At 36.2% G+C, this 16,620-nt stretch carries 24 protein-coding genes and 1 pseudogene; 12 read left to right on the plus strand and 13 right to left on the minus strand.

The genetic code is table 11. The annotated features are described in order from the left end of the window. Positions 1-27: 27 nt before the first annotated feature. From PGR14_RS01695 to PGR14_RS01710, 4 genes are all read right to left on the minus strand, one after another. Positions 28-732, minus strand: coding sequence for a TVP38/TMEM64 family protein (locus tag PGR14_RS01695; protein WP_008369779.1), 705 nt, complete (start codon positions 730-732; stop codon positions 28-30). 12 nt (positions 733-744) lie between these two features. Then, positions 745-1,431, minus strand: coding sequence for a TVP38/TMEM64 family protein (locus PGR14_RS01700; protein ID WP_175305230.1), 687 nt, complete (start codon positions 1,429-1,431; stop codon positions 745-747). A gap of 164 nt (positions 1,432-1,595) precedes the next feature. Then, a complete protein-coding gene (locus PGR14_RS16195) occupies positions 1,596-1,874 on the minus strand; it encodes an RpiB/LacA/LacB family sugar-phosphate isomerase (protein WP_081445235.1) in 279 nt (92 codons plus the stop codon). A gap of 27 nt (positions 1,875-1,901) precedes the next feature. Beyond that, positions 1,902-2,690: an SseB family protein gene (locus tag PGR14_RS01710; RefSeq protein ID WP_055158418.1), complete on the minus strand. Its 789-nt coding sequence runs from the start codon at positions 2,688-2,690 to the stop codon at positions 1,902-1,904. Positions 2,691-2,870: 180 nt separating this feature from the next. On the opposite strand from PGR14_RS01710, the gene PGR14_RS01715 reads away from it, so the two are divergent. Then, positions 2,871-4,259, plus strand: a complete 1,389-nt coding sequence (locus tag PGR14_RS01715) for an MATE family efflux transporter (RefSeq protein ID WP_055249524.1) — start codon at positions 2,871-2,873, stop codon at positions 4,257-4,259. A gap of 81 nt (positions 4,260-4,340) precedes the next feature. Here the strand turns inward: PGR14_RS01715 and PGR14_RS01720 are convergent, their stop codons facing one another. The 6 genes from PGR14_RS01720 to PGR14_RS01745 all read right to left on the minus strand — a co-directional run bounded on the left by PGR14_RS01720 (position 4,341) and on the right by PGR14_RS01745 (position 8,138). Then, complete coding sequence (locus PGR14_RS01720; RefSeq protein ID WP_055249522.1) at positions 4,341-4,865, minus strand: 2'-5' RNA ligase family protein; 525 nt, start codon at positions 4,863-4,865, stop codon at positions 4,341-4,343. Between the two features lies 1 nt (position 4,866). Further along, complete coding sequence (locus PGR14_RS01725; RefSeq protein ID WP_055249520.1) at positions 4,867-5,160, minus strand: hypothetical protein; 294 nt, start codon at positions 5,158-5,160, stop codon at positions 4,867-4,869. A 47-nt stretch (positions 5,161-5,207) separates the two neighbouring features. Further along, a complete protein-coding gene (locus PGR14_RS01730) occupies positions 5,208-5,513 on the minus strand; it encodes a hypothetical protein (RefSeq protein WP_055249518.1) in 306 nt (101 codons plus the stop codon). 167 nt (positions 5,514-5,680) lie between these two features. After that, positions 5,681-6,337, minus strand: a complete 657-nt coding sequence (locus PGR14_RS01735) for a site-specific integrase (RefSeq protein WP_242859513.1) — start codon at positions 6,335-6,337, stop codon at positions 5,681-5,683. A 160-nt stretch (positions 6,338-6,497) separates the two neighbouring features. After that, positions 6,498-7,178, minus strand: coding sequence for a hypothetical protein (locus tag PGR14_RS01740; protein WP_055249516.1), 681 nt, complete (start codon positions 7,176-7,178; stop codon positions 6,498-6,500). Positions 7,179-7,487: 309 nt separating this feature from the next. Further along, a complete protein-coding gene (locus tag PGR14_RS01745; RefSeq protein ID WP_270222874.1) occupies positions 7,488-8,138 on the minus strand; it encodes a GmrSD restriction endonuclease domain-containing protein in 651 nt (216 codons plus the stop codon). Between the two features lie 220 nt (positions 8,139-8,358). Here PGR14_RS01745 and PGR14_RS01750 point away from each other — a divergent pair, with 220 nt between their 5' ends. The 9 genes from PGR14_RS01750 (at position 8,359) to PGR14_RS01790 (ending at position 12,678) form a co-directional block, all read left to right on the plus strand. Beyond that, the gene (locus tag PGR14_RS01750; RefSeq protein WP_003061887.1) at positions 8,359-8,673 is read left to right on the plus strand and encodes a DUF6442 family protein; all 315 of its coding nucleotides are present in this window, start codon (positions 8,359-8,361) and stop codon (positions 8,671-8,673) included. A 1-nt stretch (position 8,674) separates the two neighbouring features. After that, the gene (locus PGR14_RS01755) at positions 8,675-8,884 is read left to right on the plus strand and encodes a helix-turn-helix transcriptional regulator (RefSeq protein ID WP_007286202.1); all 210 of its coding nucleotides are present in this window, start codon (positions 8,675-8,677) and stop codon (positions 8,882-8,884) included. Positions 8,885-8,898: 14 nt separating this feature from the next. Then, positions 8,899-9,228 carry a DUF3784 domain-containing protein gene (locus PGR14_RS01760; protein WP_003061243.1) on the plus strand — a complete coding sequence of 110 codons (330 nt, stop codon included), beginning with the start codon at positions 8,899-8,901 and terminating at the stop codon, positions 9,226-9,228. Between the two features lie 15 nt (positions 9,229-9,243). Continuing rightward, the gene (locus PGR14_RS01765) at positions 9,244-9,474 is read left to right on the plus strand and encodes a hypothetical protein (protein ID WP_003060191.1); all 231 of its coding nucleotides are present in this window, start codon (positions 9,244-9,246) and stop codon (positions 9,472-9,474) included. 166 nt (positions 9,475-9,640) lie between these two features. Beyond that, a complete protein-coding gene (locus PGR14_RS01770) occupies positions 9,641-10,411 on the plus strand; it encodes an ABC transporter ATP-binding protein (protein ID WP_003061398.1) in 771 nt (256 codons plus the stop codon). Continuing rightward, positions 10,401-11,243, plus strand: a complete 843-nt coding sequence (locus PGR14_RS01775; protein WP_003060411.1) for an FtsX-like permease family protein — start codon at positions 10,401-10,403, stop codon at positions 11,241-11,243. The genes PGR14_RS01770 and PGR14_RS01775 overlap by 11 nt, the downstream gene beginning before the upstream one ends. A 20-nt stretch (positions 11,244-11,263) precedes the next feature. Then, the gene (locus PGR14_RS01780; RefSeq protein WP_001814874.1) at positions 11,264-11,347 is read left to right on the plus strand and encodes a 23S rRNA methyltransferase attenuation leader peptide; all 84 of its coding nucleotides are present in this window, start codon (positions 11,264-11,266) and stop codon (positions 11,345-11,347) included. A gap of 124 nt (positions 11,348-11,471) precedes the next feature. Then, the gene (gene erm(B) / locus PGR14_RS01785) at positions 11,472-12,209 is read left to right on the plus strand and encodes a 23S rRNA (adenine(2058)-N(6))-methyltransferase Erm(B) (protein WP_117479738.1); all 738 of its coding nucleotides are present in this window, start codon (positions 11,472-11,474) and stop codon (positions 12,207-12,209) included. 145 nt (positions 12,210-12,354) lie between these two features. After that, positions 12,355-12,678 (plus strand): topoisomerase C-terminal repeat-containing protein, encoded by a 324-nt coding sequence (locus PGR14_RS01790; RefSeq protein ID WP_117614142.1) that lies wholly within the window; start codon positions 12,355-12,357, stop codon positions 12,676-12,678. A 91-nt stretch (positions 12,679-12,769) separates the two neighbouring features. Here PGR14_RS01790 and tnpA read toward each other — a convergent pair. Then, positions 12,770-13,225 (minus strand): annotated as a pseudogene (gene tnpA / locus PGR14_RS01795) (IS200/IS605 family transposase); the annotation flags it as partial. A gap of 436 nt (positions 13,226-13,661) precedes the next feature. Here tnpA and PGR14_RS01800 point away from each other — a divergent pair. Then, positions 13,662-13,865 carry an excisionase gene (locus tag PGR14_RS01800; protein WP_002322728.1) on the plus strand — a complete coding sequence of 68 codons (204 nt, stop codon included), beginning with the start codon at positions 13,662-13,664 and terminating at the stop codon, positions 13,863-13,865. 77 nt (positions 13,866-13,942) lie between these two features. Then, a complete protein-coding gene (locus PGR14_RS01805; RefSeq protein ID WP_003062094.1) occupies positions 13,943-15,133 on the plus strand; it encodes a site-specific integrase in 1,191 nt (396 codons plus the stop codon). A gap of 162 nt (positions 15,134-15,295) precedes the next feature. On the opposite strand, the gene PGR14_RS01810 is transcribed toward PGR14_RS01805, so the two are convergent. Together PGR14_RS01810 and PGR14_RS01815 are read right to left on the minus strand one after the other, a co-directional pair. Beyond that, positions 15,296-15,835 (minus strand): DUF262 domain-containing protein, encoded by a 540-nt coding sequence (locus PGR14_RS01810; protein ID WP_270222875.1) that lies wholly within the window; start codon positions 15,833-15,835, stop codon positions 15,296-15,298. A gap of 106 nt (positions 15,836-15,941) precedes the next feature. Next, entirely contained in the window at positions 15,942-16,571 is a 630-nt protein-coding gene (locus tag PGR14_RS01815) for a hypothetical protein (RefSeq protein WP_055249512.1), read from the minus strand. Positions 16,572-16,620: the final 49 nt, after the last annotated feature.

Genomic DNA, 16,620 nt, shown 5'->3' on the forward strand with positions numbered 1-16,620 from the left:
TTTTTCACACGCCCTTTTTTATACCATTTATTTTGCTTTTTTATTCTGTCTGTCCATGTAGATCTTTCTCCCCATAAAAATCAGTGCCGACAGAGCAAACAGGATCAGCAGTCCTGTCACCAGAAACTTCGCTCCTCCTGTCAGCATTCCTCCAACATAAGAATATACAATCGTTGCCGGAAGCTGTCCTACACCAGTTGCCACAAAAAAAGATATAAACGACATCGAAGTAAGTCCTGCTGCATAACTTACAATATCAAACGAAACAAACGGAAGCAAACGACAGATCAGAACTGTATTCTTTCCATATTTTTTAAAAAATGTATCTATCTGCTGCATTCCAGCTTTACTCGTAAGCTTTTCTGCCACATCACGTCCAAGTATTCTTGCAATGAAAAAGCATACCGCTGCTCCTGCCATCGCACTGCTCCATGACAGAATAGCTCCCTGCCACCATCCAAAAAGATTCGCATTTGCAAATGTAATCAGAAATGCCGGAAGAGGCGCTGCAATCGACTGAAAAATCATAAGCAAAAATGAAATCAATGCCGCATATGCCCCATAAGATGCTACAAAGTCTCTGACCACTGCAAAGTCTCCACTAGCAAACATCTTAAATACCTGATTCATCACATGTTTTACGGACGGAAATACATAATAACTTCCGATTGATACAATAATCAAAACGATCACTACTATTTTCCCCACCCAAATATTTTTCTTTTTTTCCATACTTTTTACTCCTTATTCCTTATTTTCTTCCAGGTCATCTTTCAGGTAACGCTTTTTCAGGATCATCCCGATTATCGTGACTACAACTGCCAGCACTACTGCTATTCCAATATAAAGCAACCTATTCTCCTTATCCGCAAGACCTGCTATACCAACCGTATACATCGCTGTACCAGGTAGCATAAATATCAACGAACCAATTGCATACGTACTAAAACGGATATCTGTAATACCATACGCAAAATTCTGCAGATTAAATGGAAATACCGGAACCAGACGTGTAATCATAAGAACAAATAATTCATTACAGCCAGTATCGTCAAACAACCATTTTTTCAAGATACGGTTTTTTGCAACCACTGGTCCAATACTGTCTTTCAAGAAAAAACGTCCTGCAATAAATGCAAGAACCGCCCCGATCGTTGTTGCCATAGAACAACAAATCGTACCGATTACTGGTCCAAAGAGAAGTCCTGCCAGTATCGCAAACGTCACTCCCGGAAGCGCAAGCACCACACACCCTACAACTGTCAATACCATATACAATAGAATTGCCAGAGGAAGATTATTCTGCACTATCCGCTTCATAAATTCAAGATTTTCTGCAGTACTTATGTAAGAAGACCAGTCAAAAATATGATTCAGGATCACAATCAAAAGGATGATTCCCCCAAATATCCATAGCTTCTTGTTTTTCATCTCTTTTTCCTTTTCCCCTTTTTGAATTTTGCTATCTAATGTTATCACATTTTCCCTTCTATCTCAAATACATTTATACTATAATTGTATATCCTTATCGTGTTTTTCTATAGCAAAAAGCAGCCCTTGATGGACTGCCCTTTACGCTTTCTGAATAACTCAGATTATTTACCTTCTTTTTCGTATTCTGTAATTCTTGCCACCTTTGGCATAGAACGGGATTCCGGATCGAAAGTTACGCTTAAGTACTCTTTTACGAGGCATTTTGCGAGCTCAATTCCTGTAACCTGTGCACCAAGTGTGATAATGTTGGCATTGTTACTGAGCTGTGCTCTCTGAGCCTGATATACATTGTTAACCAGTGCTGCATAAGCTCCCGGAACTTTGTTGGCAGCAATGCTTACCCCGATACCTGTTCCGCAGATCAGGATTCCTCTTGCAATTTTTCATTTTTTCTTTTTTATTTTCGATTATTCTTGTGTTTTGTTTTCGTTTTCTTTCGTTTTCGCCGGTTTTCTCTTTATCTGCAACTGCAGGTTCACCCCAAACGGATTGACTGCAACGCCAAATGCTTCCGGTGAAAGAATTTCCGGAATCTTACTTCCTTCTACAACAGCGGTTTTCAATGTTACACCCTTGTTCAGGTTCTGGAATTTCTTAACTTCCTGCACATCCGTAAAGATTGGCTGATACACTTTTCCATCTTTCTGTTTCAAAATCGGAATTCCTTTGTCCTCCTGAACAGTCACAATATAACGCCCCTCCTGATAATGGGCAAGCATTTCTTCGTTCAGTTCTTTTAACTCATCCGTCATCTCCGGTTTATCCGGCTTTCTCATCTGTTGCATAAAATACGCTGCAGTCAGCACCAGTTCCGGATTCTCTACACGTATTTTTCCTTCTGGCAGTTCTTCATCCTTCGGTCTCGTGATCAATTCGTCAAGCTGCACAGTAATCTGTCCGTCCAACCCTTTGTCCACCAGAATACAGTTGACTCCCATTGGAAACAACCCGGTAAAAAATGACAGGCGGGAATTTTCATCCACCTTGACAAGCTGCATTGGATTTCCCTCCTTCTGAAGCTTCATAGCCTCTTCTTTCGCTTCCGCTTCTGTGTAATAAAGAAGGATCTCATCATCAAATGTCTCCGGATCGCAGACCACATATGGCATTCTTGTACAGGATGACATCAGTACATAAATTGCCTCTACAGTACGCAGTTTATTTAAAGTTTCGATTTTCTGATTTGTATTACTCATTCTAGTATATCCCTTTCCTATTTCTCCATATAACAAGAATTATACCCGTCTGTCCGAAAGAAGTCAATTTATACTCCCTTATTCCACTTGATTATCTTCGTATTTTCCTATATCATATGTGTTTAGTGGCTGTTTTTACAATATTTTTACTCTTTTACCAGAACAGAAAGGAATGAGAAAATGAATCAAGAAAATACATCTGCACCCGCAGAAAACAAAATGGGTACCATGCCCATCGGAAAACTATTATTTAATATGTCTCTGCCTATGATGATTTCTATGCTGGTACAGGCTTTGTACAACATCGTAGACAGTATTTTTGTCGCTAAATTATCGGAAAATGCACTGACTGCCGTTTCACTTGCCTTTCCACTCCAGACACTGCTTATTGCAGTTGGAACCGGAACCGGTGTCGGCATGAATGCACTCCTTTCCAAATCACTTGGAGAGAAAAATTTCAAAAAAGCAAATGCAACTGCAAGCAACGCTGCCGTTTTATATTTTTTCAGCTATCTCGTATTTTTCATTCTTGGCTTTACGATTGTCCGTCCTTTTTACGCAAGTCAGATTGGAAATGCTGACCAGGAGATCATGGAACTCGGAATTGAGTACTTAAGCACCGTCATGATTTTTTCTTTCGGGCTGCTTGCACAGGTCTTCTTTGAGCGTCTTCTTACTTCAACCGGAAGAACCATCTTCAGTATGACTTCCCAGCTGACAGGGGCAATCACTAACATCATTCTTGATCCAATCCTGATCTTCGGACTTCTCGGAGCTCCGAAAATGGGTGTGACCGGAGCTGCTGTTGCAACCGTGATCGGACAATGCGTTGCCGCACTTGTCGCCGGATTTTGTAACCACCGGTACAATCATGATGTGAAACTGAAGTTTCATGGATTCAGACTCGATTTCCATATTATCGGCACCATTTATGCAGTTGGAATTCCAACGATTATTATGCAGTCCATCGGATCGGTTATGACTTACTGCATGAACCGCATCCTGATCGAGTTTTCATCAACCGCAACTGCTGTATTCGGCGTTTACTTTAAGCTACAGAGTTTCTTCTTCATGCCGGTATTCGGTCTCAACAATGGGATTACTCCGATCATTGCCTACAATTATGGTGCCGGTCAGAGAAAACGTATGCTCAAGACGATCAAGCTCAGTATGCTGGTTGCCTTCTGCCTCACCTTCATCGGATTCCTCTGCTTTGAAGGAATCCCACAGATACTTTTGGGTATGTTCAATGCATCGGACGGGATGCTCACCATCGGAGTTCCTGCCCTGCGGATCATCGGAATCCACTATCTGATCGCATGGTTCTGTATTGTATCAGGAACAGTATTTCAGGCTCTTGGAAAAGCATTTTTCAGTATGATCGTCTCCATTATGCGTCAGTTATTTGTACTGATCCCTGCCGCATATATCCTTGCAAAGCTTGGCGGTCTTCATGTAGTGTGGTGGTCATTCCCGATTGCGGAGGTCATTTCACTTATGGTATCCTCCTTCTTCCTGGTACGGATCAACCGGACGATCATTTCCAGGGTTCCAGAGGGAAAACTTTAGTAGAACTGTGCTCGGATAGTTCCTCTGATAGCGAAAAAGAAGATTTTCACGTGTCGATTCAGATCCGCGAAAATCTTCTTTTTATTTTAACTTTATCTTACATAAATCCCTGTATGGATTCGTCCTCGCAAGCCCAATCTCAACCGCTTCACCTGTAAACGGTGCAAACTGGTTCTGCATCACAACAAATGCCTCCCGCATTTCCGCCTGGTTCAGTCTTTTTCCCAGTGTTGTATGCGGGAACCAGGAAAACGGCTGGTATCTGATCTGGATTCGTACCTCCTCCAGATATCTGATTTTTGAGAAAACAGACTCTGACAGCTTTTGCAGATATGCATTTAAAACCGGTGACAAATAAATTGTATGTGGCAGAAACATCCCTACCGAGCACCAGAAAATCTGTCCTTTTTCAAATTCCTGTTCCATTGCCGTAAAGCCGGCGATTGCTTTCTCTTCTTCTACCATATCAAATGCCGACAAGGTAATATGTGGCGGAACCTTTCCGTCAATCATCGCCATATTGCCCGTTCTTTGCGCAATCTGTTCCATATATAACTGGATCTTCTTGTTTGTCCCTTCGTCAAAATAAAGTGATATCAGGTACATACTATCCTTTTAGCCCAGCTGACTGCCGGATCATATCTTCCACTACGATATCGTAAATCTCGCCAATACTATTACAATATTCCAGAATCTTCCATGGCTCGTTTGTATGGAAATGAATTTTGATCAGATCTTCATCTCCTACCGCGATCAGACAGTTTCCTTCAAAATGTTCGGATATATATTCTGCGATCTCATCTTCATCCAGATCTTCATCTCTTCTGTCAATCAAAAGCTGCGTATCATAACGGTATGCAAACTGATCCTCTTCTACGTCTATACTGTGTACATTTTCCATCTGTTTGTTCCTCCTTACTCAAAGTTCAAGAACAGTATAGCATATTTTTATTTGTTATCAAATGAAATATTTCTGACCATATTCCGGTTGATCAGCTGTATTCCCTTTTTCCCTGCATCCACTTTGATCCACTGGGAATCAGCTTCCATAAGTGTTCCTTTGATTGCACCTACTTCGTTAAAAAGACTTACTGTACAGCTTTTTCCCATATACTGATCTAACATTGAACCTTCCATAATCCGCTTTTCCTTTCCATTGCTTAAAATCGTAATTACATTCTGTCTCTGCTGCATGGCCTGCATCATTGTCATCATATTCAGATTATTGATTGCAACCATTGTTGCAATGTCCATACTGATCCATCTCCTGCTTTTTGAATCTAATATACCGGTGAAATCTTTTTCTTTATTCTACTTCATATTTTGGAATCCGTAAAGGATTACCGGAAAATTGACGGACTTATACTTGAATGATTTACTTTGTCGCAGAATTACGGCAGTGCTCCAATCTTACTCCAAATTTAAGCCAATATTTTCAGTTCAGCTACTTCTTCTTTTTTCTTCTCTTCTGAAACGTGAGTGTATAAATCGGTTGTCATTGCCAATGTTGAGTGACCTAAGAGTTTCTGCACTACCTGTTGGTCTACTCCATTTTCATAACACCTTGTAGCGTATGTATGTCGCAGAGTGTGACAGGTAAACAGTTCAAATATCTTCGGCTCTCTCTTTTCTTCCTTTGCCAGTTCAATCTCTATTACATTGATTTTTGCCACATAGTCTTTGATTGCGCTATTGACGTTGTAATAATAAACTGGCGAACCGTCCGAACAGGTAAATACCAAGTTTTGAAATTCTTTATGCTGTTTCCATATCGAGCGTTTCCACATCTTCTGTTCTGTCTGCTTTATCTTCTGATTTTGTAAAATCTCATACACTTCATCTGTCATAGGAATGACACGATTACTGGATATGGTTTTTGCAGTCGTATAGAAAAACTTTGAACCCTCAACGGGACTGGAAGCCTTTGAATAATGGATTGTCTTATTGATTCTAATTTTTCTTTTTTCAAAATCACAATCTTCCCATTTCAGTCCAAGAACCTCTCCAATTCTACACCCCGTTGTTACAGCAAACTTCAAAACATTGATGTGTATATAGGAAGATCTCAAGCAGAACATGAAGTAACGAACAAGAGGACTTGCAAGGTTTTTGACCTTTCAAGTCCTCTGCTGTATCATGGTGTGACTGGCAGCGTCCGTTCCGTCAAGGACTGCCCTACGGCGTATCAGCTTCGCCTTGTTCCTTGACCTCACTACTGTTTAAACTTATCTATAGATATCAATTTTTCATAAAATTAATATGTGTATCAAATTCTTGTATTATATATGTTCCATGTTTAGTAGCATTATTATTCTCCGCACTAATATCAATACTTTGATTATAATGTATTCCTGTTACATTTTCCATTTCGATTAAAAATTCTATTTTTAAACAGTTCTCTTGAAAGCATTGTGTATTATCTAATTCAAACAATATTTCCTCACCTTTATAAATAACACTAATTGCAGAAGATACACTTACATTTTTTCCATTAATCTTTCCAAATATGGGACGCGCATTTAAAATTATATCTTCTCCAATGTTTTTTATCCATACTCCTAATATTTTATCTTTTGAATGGTCATCAGTACCATCAGCATTACAATATTGACCAACTTGTAACGGTTGATATATATAACATAAATCTTTTACATTCTTTACGTTTTCTTTTAATCCAAAATAACCTATTTTTTGTCTTAATTGTTGTTTCATAAAATTCTTACTAATTTCTTCCGTCTTTATACTTTGTAGCCAAGACACAATTGCTAAAGATACTGTTCCAAAATATGCCATATATCCATACCAAAAATCTGGATTATCAAATATAACTTTTTCCCAAAATATATAAGCAGCCAACATTCCGATAAAAGGTAATACTAAAACAACACTCCCTACCAAAAGCACTTTACTTCTACTCATTTTAAAATCTCCTATTGATTATACTTTCTTTCTAATTTTATCATATATTTACTACAAATACATTCTCATTATAAGCCTGCAAAAATTCGTTTACCACCCGAAATATTTTAAAACAGTAATTCATAATTTTTCTCGACAGTTGACCCTATATATCAATTTTATATAACATGTGCGATATTTATAACAACAAGAGGACTTGCCAGGTTTTTGACCTTTCAAGTCCTCTGCTGTATTATGGTGTGATTGACAACATCCGTTCCATCAAGAACTGCCCTACGGCGTATCGGCTTTGCCTTGTTCTTGACCTCACTAATTTATAAGTAAATCTGTTTCTTCCAGATATTTAATAAATGTTTCTTTCATTCTTTTTGCTCGTTCTATTATATCATCTTCTGTAAATTCATCTGCATTATTAGCTAGAGACAATAATTCATAAATCTTTGTTCCTTCCTTTTTCTTTCCAGATTCTGTAACAAACCCTTGATAATACTTCTTCTTGTCCTGAAAACGATAGTCAGAAGCCCTAATATTAATATTTTCTTCCAATAATGCTTTATTTCCCAGCGATTCAATATTATTCTTATCTATCAGCGTCTTTTCATTCTCCTGTCTTTTCTTCGGGAAAATATGTTCTATCTGTAATTGAGTATCTAACTTTAATAAATCTTGTTTTTCATTGTGAAATGCCCACCATGCCAACATTGATTTTGTTATAGGTCTTCCATTAGTAAAACTATAATTATCTAAAACATTCTTAACTTGTTCAGCATCAAATTTGTAATCTTTAAATTCTACAGGAAAACCATCAATTATATTTATCATCTCTGGATATGCAGGCGTTCTCAATGCATTAACACCCGGATGAACCAACGCATATGCCCATATAAATGCAATAATTTTATTCAAGAAATAATAAAATTCTTCCTCTTCTAATTCTCCATTTTCATTTTTATTCTTCAAGAAATACACACTTACCAAATATGTCCACATACCATTCGGAGCATATTTTAAAACGAACTGGAAGATTGTAGGATAAATGATATAGCGTGCATTTCCTATCAGATTTGCACGCTTTTACAAAACGACAAGAAAACTGTGCAAAAATATTGACTTGTAATGACCGAATGCTATAATATAAATGACAAGTGTACTTGGTATTATTTGAAGGGAGCGTTATATAATGGATAAAGAAAAAATACTATCACAAAACAAAAAAGAGAATCTATATCTTGATGAATACGAAAAACATATTAAACTTCAAGGGAAATCTTTTGGCTTAATGTTTGTTTTATTTATCTGCATTTTAATTCTTTTCATTAAAGCAGTTTGTAAAGAACCTTACTATGACATAATGACAATTATTGGGTCTGTGGCATTTGGCTCTATGGGTTATGAAGCACATATTTCAAAAAATAAATCCAAATTTGTTATTGCTTTATTCTTTTTTCTATTTATGGGGTATTACTTTTATAAATTTTTAATGGTAGGTTTATAGAATGGACGAACATTTAATTTTGCGAAACAGATTAAAAACTGTACGAAAAGAAAAAAAATTATCACAAACAGAATTAGCTGAACTAGTCGGGGTTTCTCGGAATACAGTTAGTTCTATTGAAACTGGACAATTTAATCCAACAGCAAAATTGGCATTAGTGCTTTGTATAGCTTTAGATAAAAAATTTGAAGAATTATTTTATTTTGATTAAAGGAGAGAACGATTATGGAATTAGAGGAATTGATTGTTGAAATAGTTATAGGATTGTTTTTACTTTTTACATCTTATCAAATAGGTATAAAAGAGAATATTACTTTATTACATGGTTATCATTATACACAACTTGACCCTAAAGATAAAAAGGTGTTTACAAAAAAAATAGGAATAGGCACTTTACTGGTTAGTATTGGTATTCTTGTTATGCCGATTATCAATTTAATCTCTCATTCTGAATTAGGCTATTACATAGGTCTTATTTTGATTGTTGTAGGAGTGTTTTATATCATATTCATCATTGTAAAATACAATGGAAAACTTATTAGCTTTAAAAAGTAGAATTGAGGTATGAATATGATAGGACTGAACAAAAGAGATATAAAAAAGGCATTGAAAGCTGGTGCAAAAGCTGGCGGTGTATCATTGGCTGATGTTCGGGCGGATATTGAAGCTACGATTGATGAAGCTATGAATAGCACCGACCCAGAGGTGCAGGCAAATTTCAAAAAGTATTTTGGGAATAAACGCCCTACACCAGAAGAATATATTTATATCATTACGAAAAAGACAAAGGCAAAATTATAATAAAAGGGTCGTGGAAATGCTTCACAAAATTGTGATCTGCATTATCACGGCTCTTTTACTCTCTGTTTACTTTCAAAACTGTAAGTGTAATTGAATACTGCCCTTGCTATAATTTAATTGTATTCCAAAACAAATAAATGTGGCAGGAAGAAAGGAGCGATTTTTAATGGAACACATTTTAAATTTAGAGCAAGTAAAAAAATACTACGGGGGTAACTCTGGAAATATCACAAAGGCAGTAGACGGTATTTCTATGTATGTAGATAAGGGCGAATTTGTCGCAATCATGGGAGCTAGTGGTTCTGGAAAGACTACCCTATTAAACTGTATCTCTACGATTGATACTGTAACCAGCGGACACATTACAGTCAATAATCAAGATATTACCAAAATCAAGGATAAAGATTTTGCTGATTTCAGACGTGAAAATTTAGGGTTCATTTTTCAAGATTTCAACCTTTTAGATACTTTAACGATTGGAGAAAACATTTCTTTATCATTGGTTATCAACAAACAGAACCCTACTGATATTGAGAAAAGAGTTCATGCTATCGCCGATAAATTGGGTATTCGTGATATTTTATCGAAATTTCCTTATGAAGTTTCTGGCGGACAAAAACAGCGTTGTGCTTGTGCTAGAGCCTTAATCAATGAACCGAAACTGATTTTAGCTGATGAACCGACGGGAGCTTTGGACTCAAAAGCTTCCAGATTATTACTGGAAACAATGTCTGAAATCAACAAGAAAATGCAGGCTACTATTTTAATGGTAACACATGACCCGTTTAGTGCGTCTTTCTGTGAACGTATTTTGTTCTTGAAAGACGGTAAAATATTCAATGAAATTTTCAGAGGGGAAAAAAGCAGAAAAGATTTCTTCAATGAAATACTGGATATATTAACCTTGCTCGGAGGTGAAGTGGGAAATGTTAGGTAAGTTAGCGTATAGAAATACAAAAAGAAATATTAAAGATTATTTGATTTATCTGATAACCGTTACTGCATCCTTTTCTCTTATATTTGCTTTTAATTTGGTGGCAAATTCTGATGAAATTGTAAAGTTATGTTCCAGTATGGATGCATTTAAGAATTCATTGTTCGCTGTAAATATTCTTATTATTTTTGTGATATGCTTTTTGATCAACTATACAACGAAATTTATGTTTGAAAAAAGAAGTAAAGAATTAGGAACATATATGCTTCTTGGCATTAAGAAAAAAGAAATTGCCCACTTAGTTGTAATTGAAAATATACTGTTGGGAATTTTAGCATTTGTATTAGCTATTCCTATTGGCTTTTTATTCAGCCAGTTTGTGTCGTTAGTAATTGTAAACTTACTGGGTATTCCAAAAACTCTCTTTATTTCTTTGAATTTCGTTTCTATTGGACTATTGATAATTTATTTTTTAACTATTTATGTTTTGGTTTTGCTTAATCTATTAAGAAGAATAAGTAAAATGACGATACGTGATTTTCTTTATTTTGACAAACAAAATGAAAAGAAAATGTTCCGTGACAGTAAAAAAAGAAATGTCATTTTTGTTTTAAGTATTATTCTTGGTGCGATTTCTCTTTTTCTCTGGAATTCACGTTGTACTATGGATAATTTTAATAAGCAAGAAACACTTACTTATTTGATGGTAAGCGTAATCATGTTGATTATCAGCATTTATGGTATATCTACAACTTGTGCAGATATGTTCTTGACTGTTATCTTAAAATTTTGTATAATAGGAATTGAAGTTAAATTAGATGCTAAAAATTTGTAATTAAGAAGGAGGGATTCGTCATGTTGGTATTCCAAATGCGTAATGTAGATAAAACATCTACTGTTTTGAAACAGACTAAAAACAGTGATTACGCAGATAAATAAATACGTTAGATTAATTCCTACCAGTGACTAATCTTATGACTTTTTAAACAGATAACTAAAATTACAAACAAATCGTTTAACTTCTGTATTTATTTACAGATGTAATCACTTCAGGAGTGATTACATGAACAAAAATATAAAATATTCTCAAAACTTTTTAACGAGTGAAAAAGTACTCAACCAAATAATAAAACAATTGAATTTAAAAGAAACCGATACCGTTTACGAAATTGGAACAGGTAAAGGGCATTTAACGACGAAACTGGCTAAAATAAGTAAACAGGTAACGTCTATTGAATTAGACAGTCATCTATTCAACTTATCGTCAGAAAAATTAAAACTGAATACTCGTGTCACTTTAATTCACCAAGATATTCTACAGTTTCAATTCCCTAACAAACAGAGGTATAAAATTGTTGGGAATATTCCTTACCATTTAAGCACACAAATTATTAAAAAAGTGGTTTTTGAAAGCCGTGCGTCTGACATCTATCTGATTGTTGAAGAAGGATTCTACAAGCGTACCTTGGATATTCACCGAACACTAGGGTTGCTCTTGCACACTCAAGTCTCGATTCAGCAATTGCTTAAGCTGCCAGCGGAATGCTTTCATCCTAAACCAAAAGTAAACAGTGTCTTAATAAAACTTACCCGCCATACCACAGATGTTCCAGATAAATATTGGAAGCTATATACGTACTTTGTTTCAAAATGGGTCAATCGAGAATATCGTCAACTGTTTACTGAAAATCAGTTTCATCAAGCAATGAAACACGCCAAAGTAAACAATTTAAGTACCATTACTTATGAGCAAGTATTGTCTATTTTTAATAGTTATCTATTATTTAACGGGAGGAAATAATTCTATGAGTCGCTTTTTTAAATTTGGAAAGTTACACGTTACTAAAGGGAATGGAGATAAATTATTAGATATACTACTGACAGCTTCCAAGAAGCTAAAGAGGTCCCTAGCGCCTACGGGGAATTTGTATCGATAAGGGGTACAAATTCCCACTAAGCGCTCGGGACCCCTTGTAGGAAAATGTCCTAAGTGTGGCAACAATATTGTATTAAAAAAATCGTTTTATGGTTGTTCAAATTATCCTGAATGTAAGTTTACTTTAGCTGAACATTTTAGAAAGAAAAAACTAACCAAAACGAATGTAAAAGAATTACTGGAGGGAAAAGAAACCCTGGTAAAAGGAATCAAAAACAAAGAGAAAAAGCCCTACAATGCCGTTGTAAAAATTGGGGAAAAGGGATATATTGATTTTATCTCTTTTTCAAATCAAAACCACCGGCTTAGCCGGTGGTTTGTACTAGCCCTATAAGGGCTTATTACCGACGCTAAGTCTAAAGACTCATCGAATTTGGTTCGCCAACTGTACCGTCATTTACTTATTAAGCCCTATGGGGCTTATTTTATTTATTTTGGTTTACTGGCTCACCCGTAAACGGGTCAATATATTCTTTTAGTGTCATCTGATCATACTCTAAATCATTTTGTAATTGATTTTGAATATATTCTTGTATCTTCTTTGCATTTTTCCCTACAGTATCTACGTAATATCCTCTGCACCAGAAATGGCGATTTCCATATTTGTATTTTAAATTTGCATGGCGTTCGAAGATCATAAGTGTACTTTTTCCTTTCAAATACCCTACAAAACTTGAAACACTTAAACTTGGTGGTATCTTTACAAGCATATGCACATGGTCTGGGCATATCTCTGCCTCTACTATTTCTACACCTTTTCTTTTGCATAGCATACTTAAAATATTCGCAATATCCTGTTTCATCTTCCCATACGCTACTTTTCTTCTATATTTTGGTGCAAAAACAATATGATACTTACAATTCCATTTCGTATGTGCTAAGCACTTATCAAAATGATTTTAGGTTTTGATATTGAAGATATGGACTTAGAACCAGAAGAATAAGCAGTTTTTAGCGGAGCATGATTTAATATCCCCCTCTTTCCTGCTCTGCCACCTGCTTTTATATGAAAGCAACACGCTTTCACCACAGCTCTTTGACAACTGAATAAAGCAGACAGATACGTTTGTGAGATGGCGAGCCACGGGGACTGTACGCCACGACCTTTTCAAAAGAAAGCGAGCGACCCACGCAGTGATCCGAGAGCGACTGTTGGAAAAGTTGTTTTGCCACGACCTATCCTCACAGAATAATGATACGTCCGCATGGTGCGGTTCTGCCCACAAGAATGGGAATAGTTGAGATACTAATGGAGCTTTCCAAAGCCGTCTGCCTGCTTGTAAAAAACGACACACAGTAAAGGGGGGTGCATAGATTATGAACAATACTGATGTGCCTATTTGGGAAAAATATACGCTGACGGTTGAAGAAGCGTCCAAATACTTCCGCATTGGCGAAAAGAAATTGCGTAAATTAGCCGAAGAAAATCTTGACGCTGGCTGGGTTATCGTGAACGGCAACCGTATTCAGATTAAGCGAAAACAATTTGAAAAAATCATAGATACATTGGACGAAATCTAATGTCATTGAGCCGTAGATATGGTATAATAAATATAGCGTATCACGGCTCGTTCCATGACGGAAAGGAGCTTTACACTATGTCTAATGTAAAACGAAAAGACAGTAAAAATCGCAATTTGCGTAATGGAGAGAGCCAGCGAAAAGACGGAAGATACGTTTATAAATATACCGATATATACGGAAAGCCACAATTTATCTATTCTTGGAAACTTGTACCGACAGACAAGACACCTGCTGGAAAGCGTGATGATATATCGTTGAGGGAAAAAGAAACACAGATTAAAAAAGACCTTAACGACGGTATCGATACAGCAGGCGGTAAAATGACAGTCTGCCAGCTCTACGACAAGAAGAACAGCCAAAGAAAGAACATCAAGAGGGCTACTGAAAAAGGACGACAGTATCTTATGAACGCTCTGAAAAATGACCCATTGGGTATGAGGGCGATTGATACTGTTAAGCAGTCGGACGCTAAAGAATGGGCTATCAGAATGAGCGAAAAAGGATACGCCTATAAAACGATTGATAACTACAAGCGTTCCTTGAAAGCGTCATTTTACATGGCGATACAAGACGACTGTATCAGAAAGAACCCGTTTGAATTTAAGCTAAGTGATGTTCTGGAAGATGATACGGAGCAGAAAGTTATCCTTACACCAGAGCAGGAAGAACGCCTGCTTGCCTTTATGGAAAAGGATAAGATTTACAGCAAGTATTATGATGAGGTTGTGCTTCTGCTGGAAACGGGACTTCGTATTTCTGAATTTTGCGGACTAACGACGCATATTGATATGCAGAACAGAATACTCAATATAGACCACCAGTTATTGAAAGACAGCGAAATCGGCTACTATATTGAAACGCCAAAGACCAAAAACGGAAAACGAGAACTTCCATTGACAGAACGGGCTTATCAAGCAATCCAAAGAATACTAAAGAACAGAGGAAAGGCACAACCGTTGATTGTAGGTGGTTATAGCAATTTCCTATTCTTGAACCGTGAGGGCTTACCTAAAGTTGCAGGAAACTATGAGGGCATGGTGCGAGGACTAATTAAGAAGTATAACAAGTATCACACGGACAAGTTACCGAACATCACACCACATTCATTCCGACATACTTACTGTACGAATATGGCAAACAGAGGAATGAACCCAAACACCCTGCAATATCTTATGGGACACGCTAACATAACCATGACACTTGGCTATTATGCACACGGTACATTTCAATCTGCAAAAGCAGAACTGGAAAGACTGGCTTGTTAATATCGGAGCTTATATTTACTACTCATTTACTACTTTTGGTTGCATTTTCATGCTGGTAAATGCCAGCTTATGCAAGGTATCTTCCAAAAAGAAAATACCGATAAAGCCCTAAAATACGGGATATATCGGCATTTACCAACTTATGAAAAGATAATCAGAAATTTAGTAAGTTTTTTTCATAAAAAATCTATAGGTTTTTGCATATCTGCTCTTATTGTCACTTGCCACTTCTCCTGTTTTTAAAATAGTTAAAAACTCTTCCTTATCATCATCTGATGACACTTCTGAATCTATTTTCAGCCTATTCTTATTTGGCTTTCCAAATTCATCAGTTTTCCAAATACATCTAGCAATATCATCTCGTGTGCTTATTGAATTTTCATCTTGCATATTCGAGAATTTGGAATAAAACGCACGCAACAATAACATTAATGTTGTCAATCGTTGCTGCCCGTCTATAATCTCCAACTTATTCTGATTTTTATATGTAACTATCGGTCCCAAAAAATATTCATCATTTTCACTATCAAATTTAGAATAATCATTTTCTGGAAAAGCAAATGAAAATATGTCATCCCACAACGTCTGACATTCTATCTCTCCCCATGCATATGGTCTTTGATAGTCTGGAATTAAAAAGTCAGACTTTTTATTTTCAAAGAGTTCTTTTATTGTCTGTTGGTCTATATTTAACTTTGACATCTTTTTCTCCTTTGCATAAATTAACAATTTCAATATTCATTCTAGCATTTTCCCAATAAACTGTCATCAACATATTACACGTTTTCTTTATTTTTCATCTACTGTATTAAAAATACACACTAGACATAACAACTATTCCTCGTATTTTCAATAAGATATCTTCCCTATCATTTCCCAAACAATATTGCACAAACCGCCGATAATATTTAGAGGTTGGTAATATTATTTCGCATTGAGAATACTCGAAAACAATTTCTTTTGGAACCCGCCATTCTCTCTCATGTGTCCAATCCACAATATTATCCGAATTTGATAAATCCAATTTTACAATTCTCCACCACTCGTTCTTCAATAAATATTTTTTTGCCTCATCTTTATCATCATATATTACAGGACGTCCACCTTGTTGATAAATAAAGTCTTTTTGAAATCTGACTCCAAATCCTAAATATCTTATTTTTTGATTTTCTTCTTTCCTTAACACTTCTTCATATTGTAAATTTTCTGCAATCGCCGAAAGAGGCGCATCTTGCAAACAAACTGCTGGGATTTCTCCACATATAAACCCACTTTTCCTCGTACTCCCCTTGATTCTTTTTTCTTCTAGGATATTTATTAAATTGTCGAATGCTTCATCTTCATCTCCACCCTTTGTTAAATGTGTGATTCTTGACGATAAATCCATTCTATATTTAAACCGTTTTCTCCATTCTTTTCTATCCATTTTTATTTCCATTCACCCTCTCAAAAATAGCAAAACAGCGCAAGTAATGCAATGGCACTAC

The organism is Coprococcus sp. AF99-45 (assembly GCF_027663865.1).
GTDB lineage: Bacteria > Bacillota > Clostridia > Lachnospirales > Lachnospiraceae > Allocoprococcus > Allocoprococcus comes.

What these genes read in the sequence shown, in the direction of transcription:
- PGR14_RS01695 (WP_008369779.1), bottom strand. Translation starts at nt 732, where the DNA reads ATGGAAAAAAAGAAAAATATTTGGGTGGGGAAAATAGTAGTGATCGTT.
- PGR14_RS01700 (WP_175305230.1), bottom strand. Translation starts at nt 1,431, where the DNA reads ATGAAAAACAAGAAGCTATGGATATTTGGGGGAATCATCCTTTTGATT.
- PGR14_RS01710 (WP_055158418.1), bottom strand. Translation starts at nt 2,690, where the DNA reads ATGAGTAATACAAATCAGAAAATCGAAACTTTAAATAAACTGCGTACT.
- PGR14_RS01715 (WP_055249524.1), top strand. Translation starts at nt 2,871, where the DNA reads ATGAATCAAGAAAATACATCTGCACCCGCAGAAAACAAAATGGGTACC.
- PGR14_RS01720 (WP_055249522.1), bottom strand. Translation starts at nt 4,865, where the DNA reads ATGTACCTGATATCACTTTATTTTGACGAAGGGACAAACAAGAAGATC.
- PGR14_RS01725 (WP_055249520.1), bottom strand. Translation starts at nt 5,160, where the DNA reads ATGGAAAATGTACACAGTATAGACGTAGAAGAGGATCAGTTTGCATAC.
- PGR14_RS01730 (WP_055249518.1), bottom strand. Translation starts at nt 5,513, where the DNA reads ATGGACATTGCAACAATGGTTGCAATCAATAATCTGAATATGATGACA.
- PGR14_RS01735 (WP_242859513.1), bottom strand. Translation starts at nt 6,337, where the DNA reads ATGTTCTGCTTGAGATCTTCCTATATACACATCAATGTTTTGAAGTTT.
- PGR14_RS01740 (WP_055249516.1), bottom strand. Translation starts at nt 7,178, where the DNA reads ATGAGTAGAAGTAAAGTGCTTTTGGTAGGGAGTGTTGTTTTAGTATTA.
- PGR14_RS01750 (WP_003061887.1), top strand. Translation starts at nt 8,359, where the DNA reads ATGGATAAAGAAAAAATACTATCACAAAACAAAAAAGAGAATCTATAT.
- PGR14_RS01755 (WP_007286202.1), top strand. Translation starts at nt 8,675, where the DNA reads ATGGACGAACATTTAATTTTGCGAAACAGATTAAAAACTGTACGAAAA.
- PGR14_RS01760 (WP_003061243.1), top strand. Translation starts at nt 8,899, where the DNA reads ATGGAATTAGAGGAATTGATTGTTGAAATAGTTATAGGATTGTTTTTA.
- PGR14_RS01765 (WP_003060191.1), top strand. Translation starts at nt 9,244, where the DNA reads ATGATAGGACTGAACAAAAGAGATATAAAAAAGGCATTGAAAGCTGGT.
- PGR14_RS01770 (WP_003061398.1), top strand. Translation starts at nt 9,641, where the DNA reads ATGGAACACATTTTAAATTTAGAGCAAGTAAAAAAATACTACGGGGGT.
- PGR14_RS01775 (WP_003060411.1), top strand. Translation starts at nt 10,401, where the DNA reads ATGTTAGGTAAGTTAGCGTATAGAAATACAAAAAGAAATATTAAAGAT.
- PGR14_RS01780 (WP_001814874.1), top strand. Translation starts at nt 11,264, where the DNA reads ATGTTGGTATTCCAAATGCGTAATGTAGATAAAACATCTACTGTTTTG.
- PGR14_RS01800 (WP_002322728.1), top strand. Translation starts at nt 13,662, where the DNA reads ATGAACAATACTGATGTGCCTATTTGGGAAAAATATACGCTGACGGTT.
- PGR14_RS01805 (WP_003062094.1), top strand. Translation starts at nt 13,943, where the DNA reads ATGTCTAATGTAAAACGAAAAGACAGTAAAAATCGCAATTTGCGTAAT.
- PGR14_RS01810 (WP_270222875.1), bottom strand. Translation starts at nt 15,835, where the DNA reads ATGTCAAAGTTAAATATAGACCAACAGACAATAAAAGAACTCTTTGAA.
- PGR14_RS01815 (WP_055249512.1), bottom strand. Translation starts at nt 16,571, where the DNA reads ATGGAAATAAAAATGGATAGAAAAGAATGGAGAAAACGGTTTAAATAT.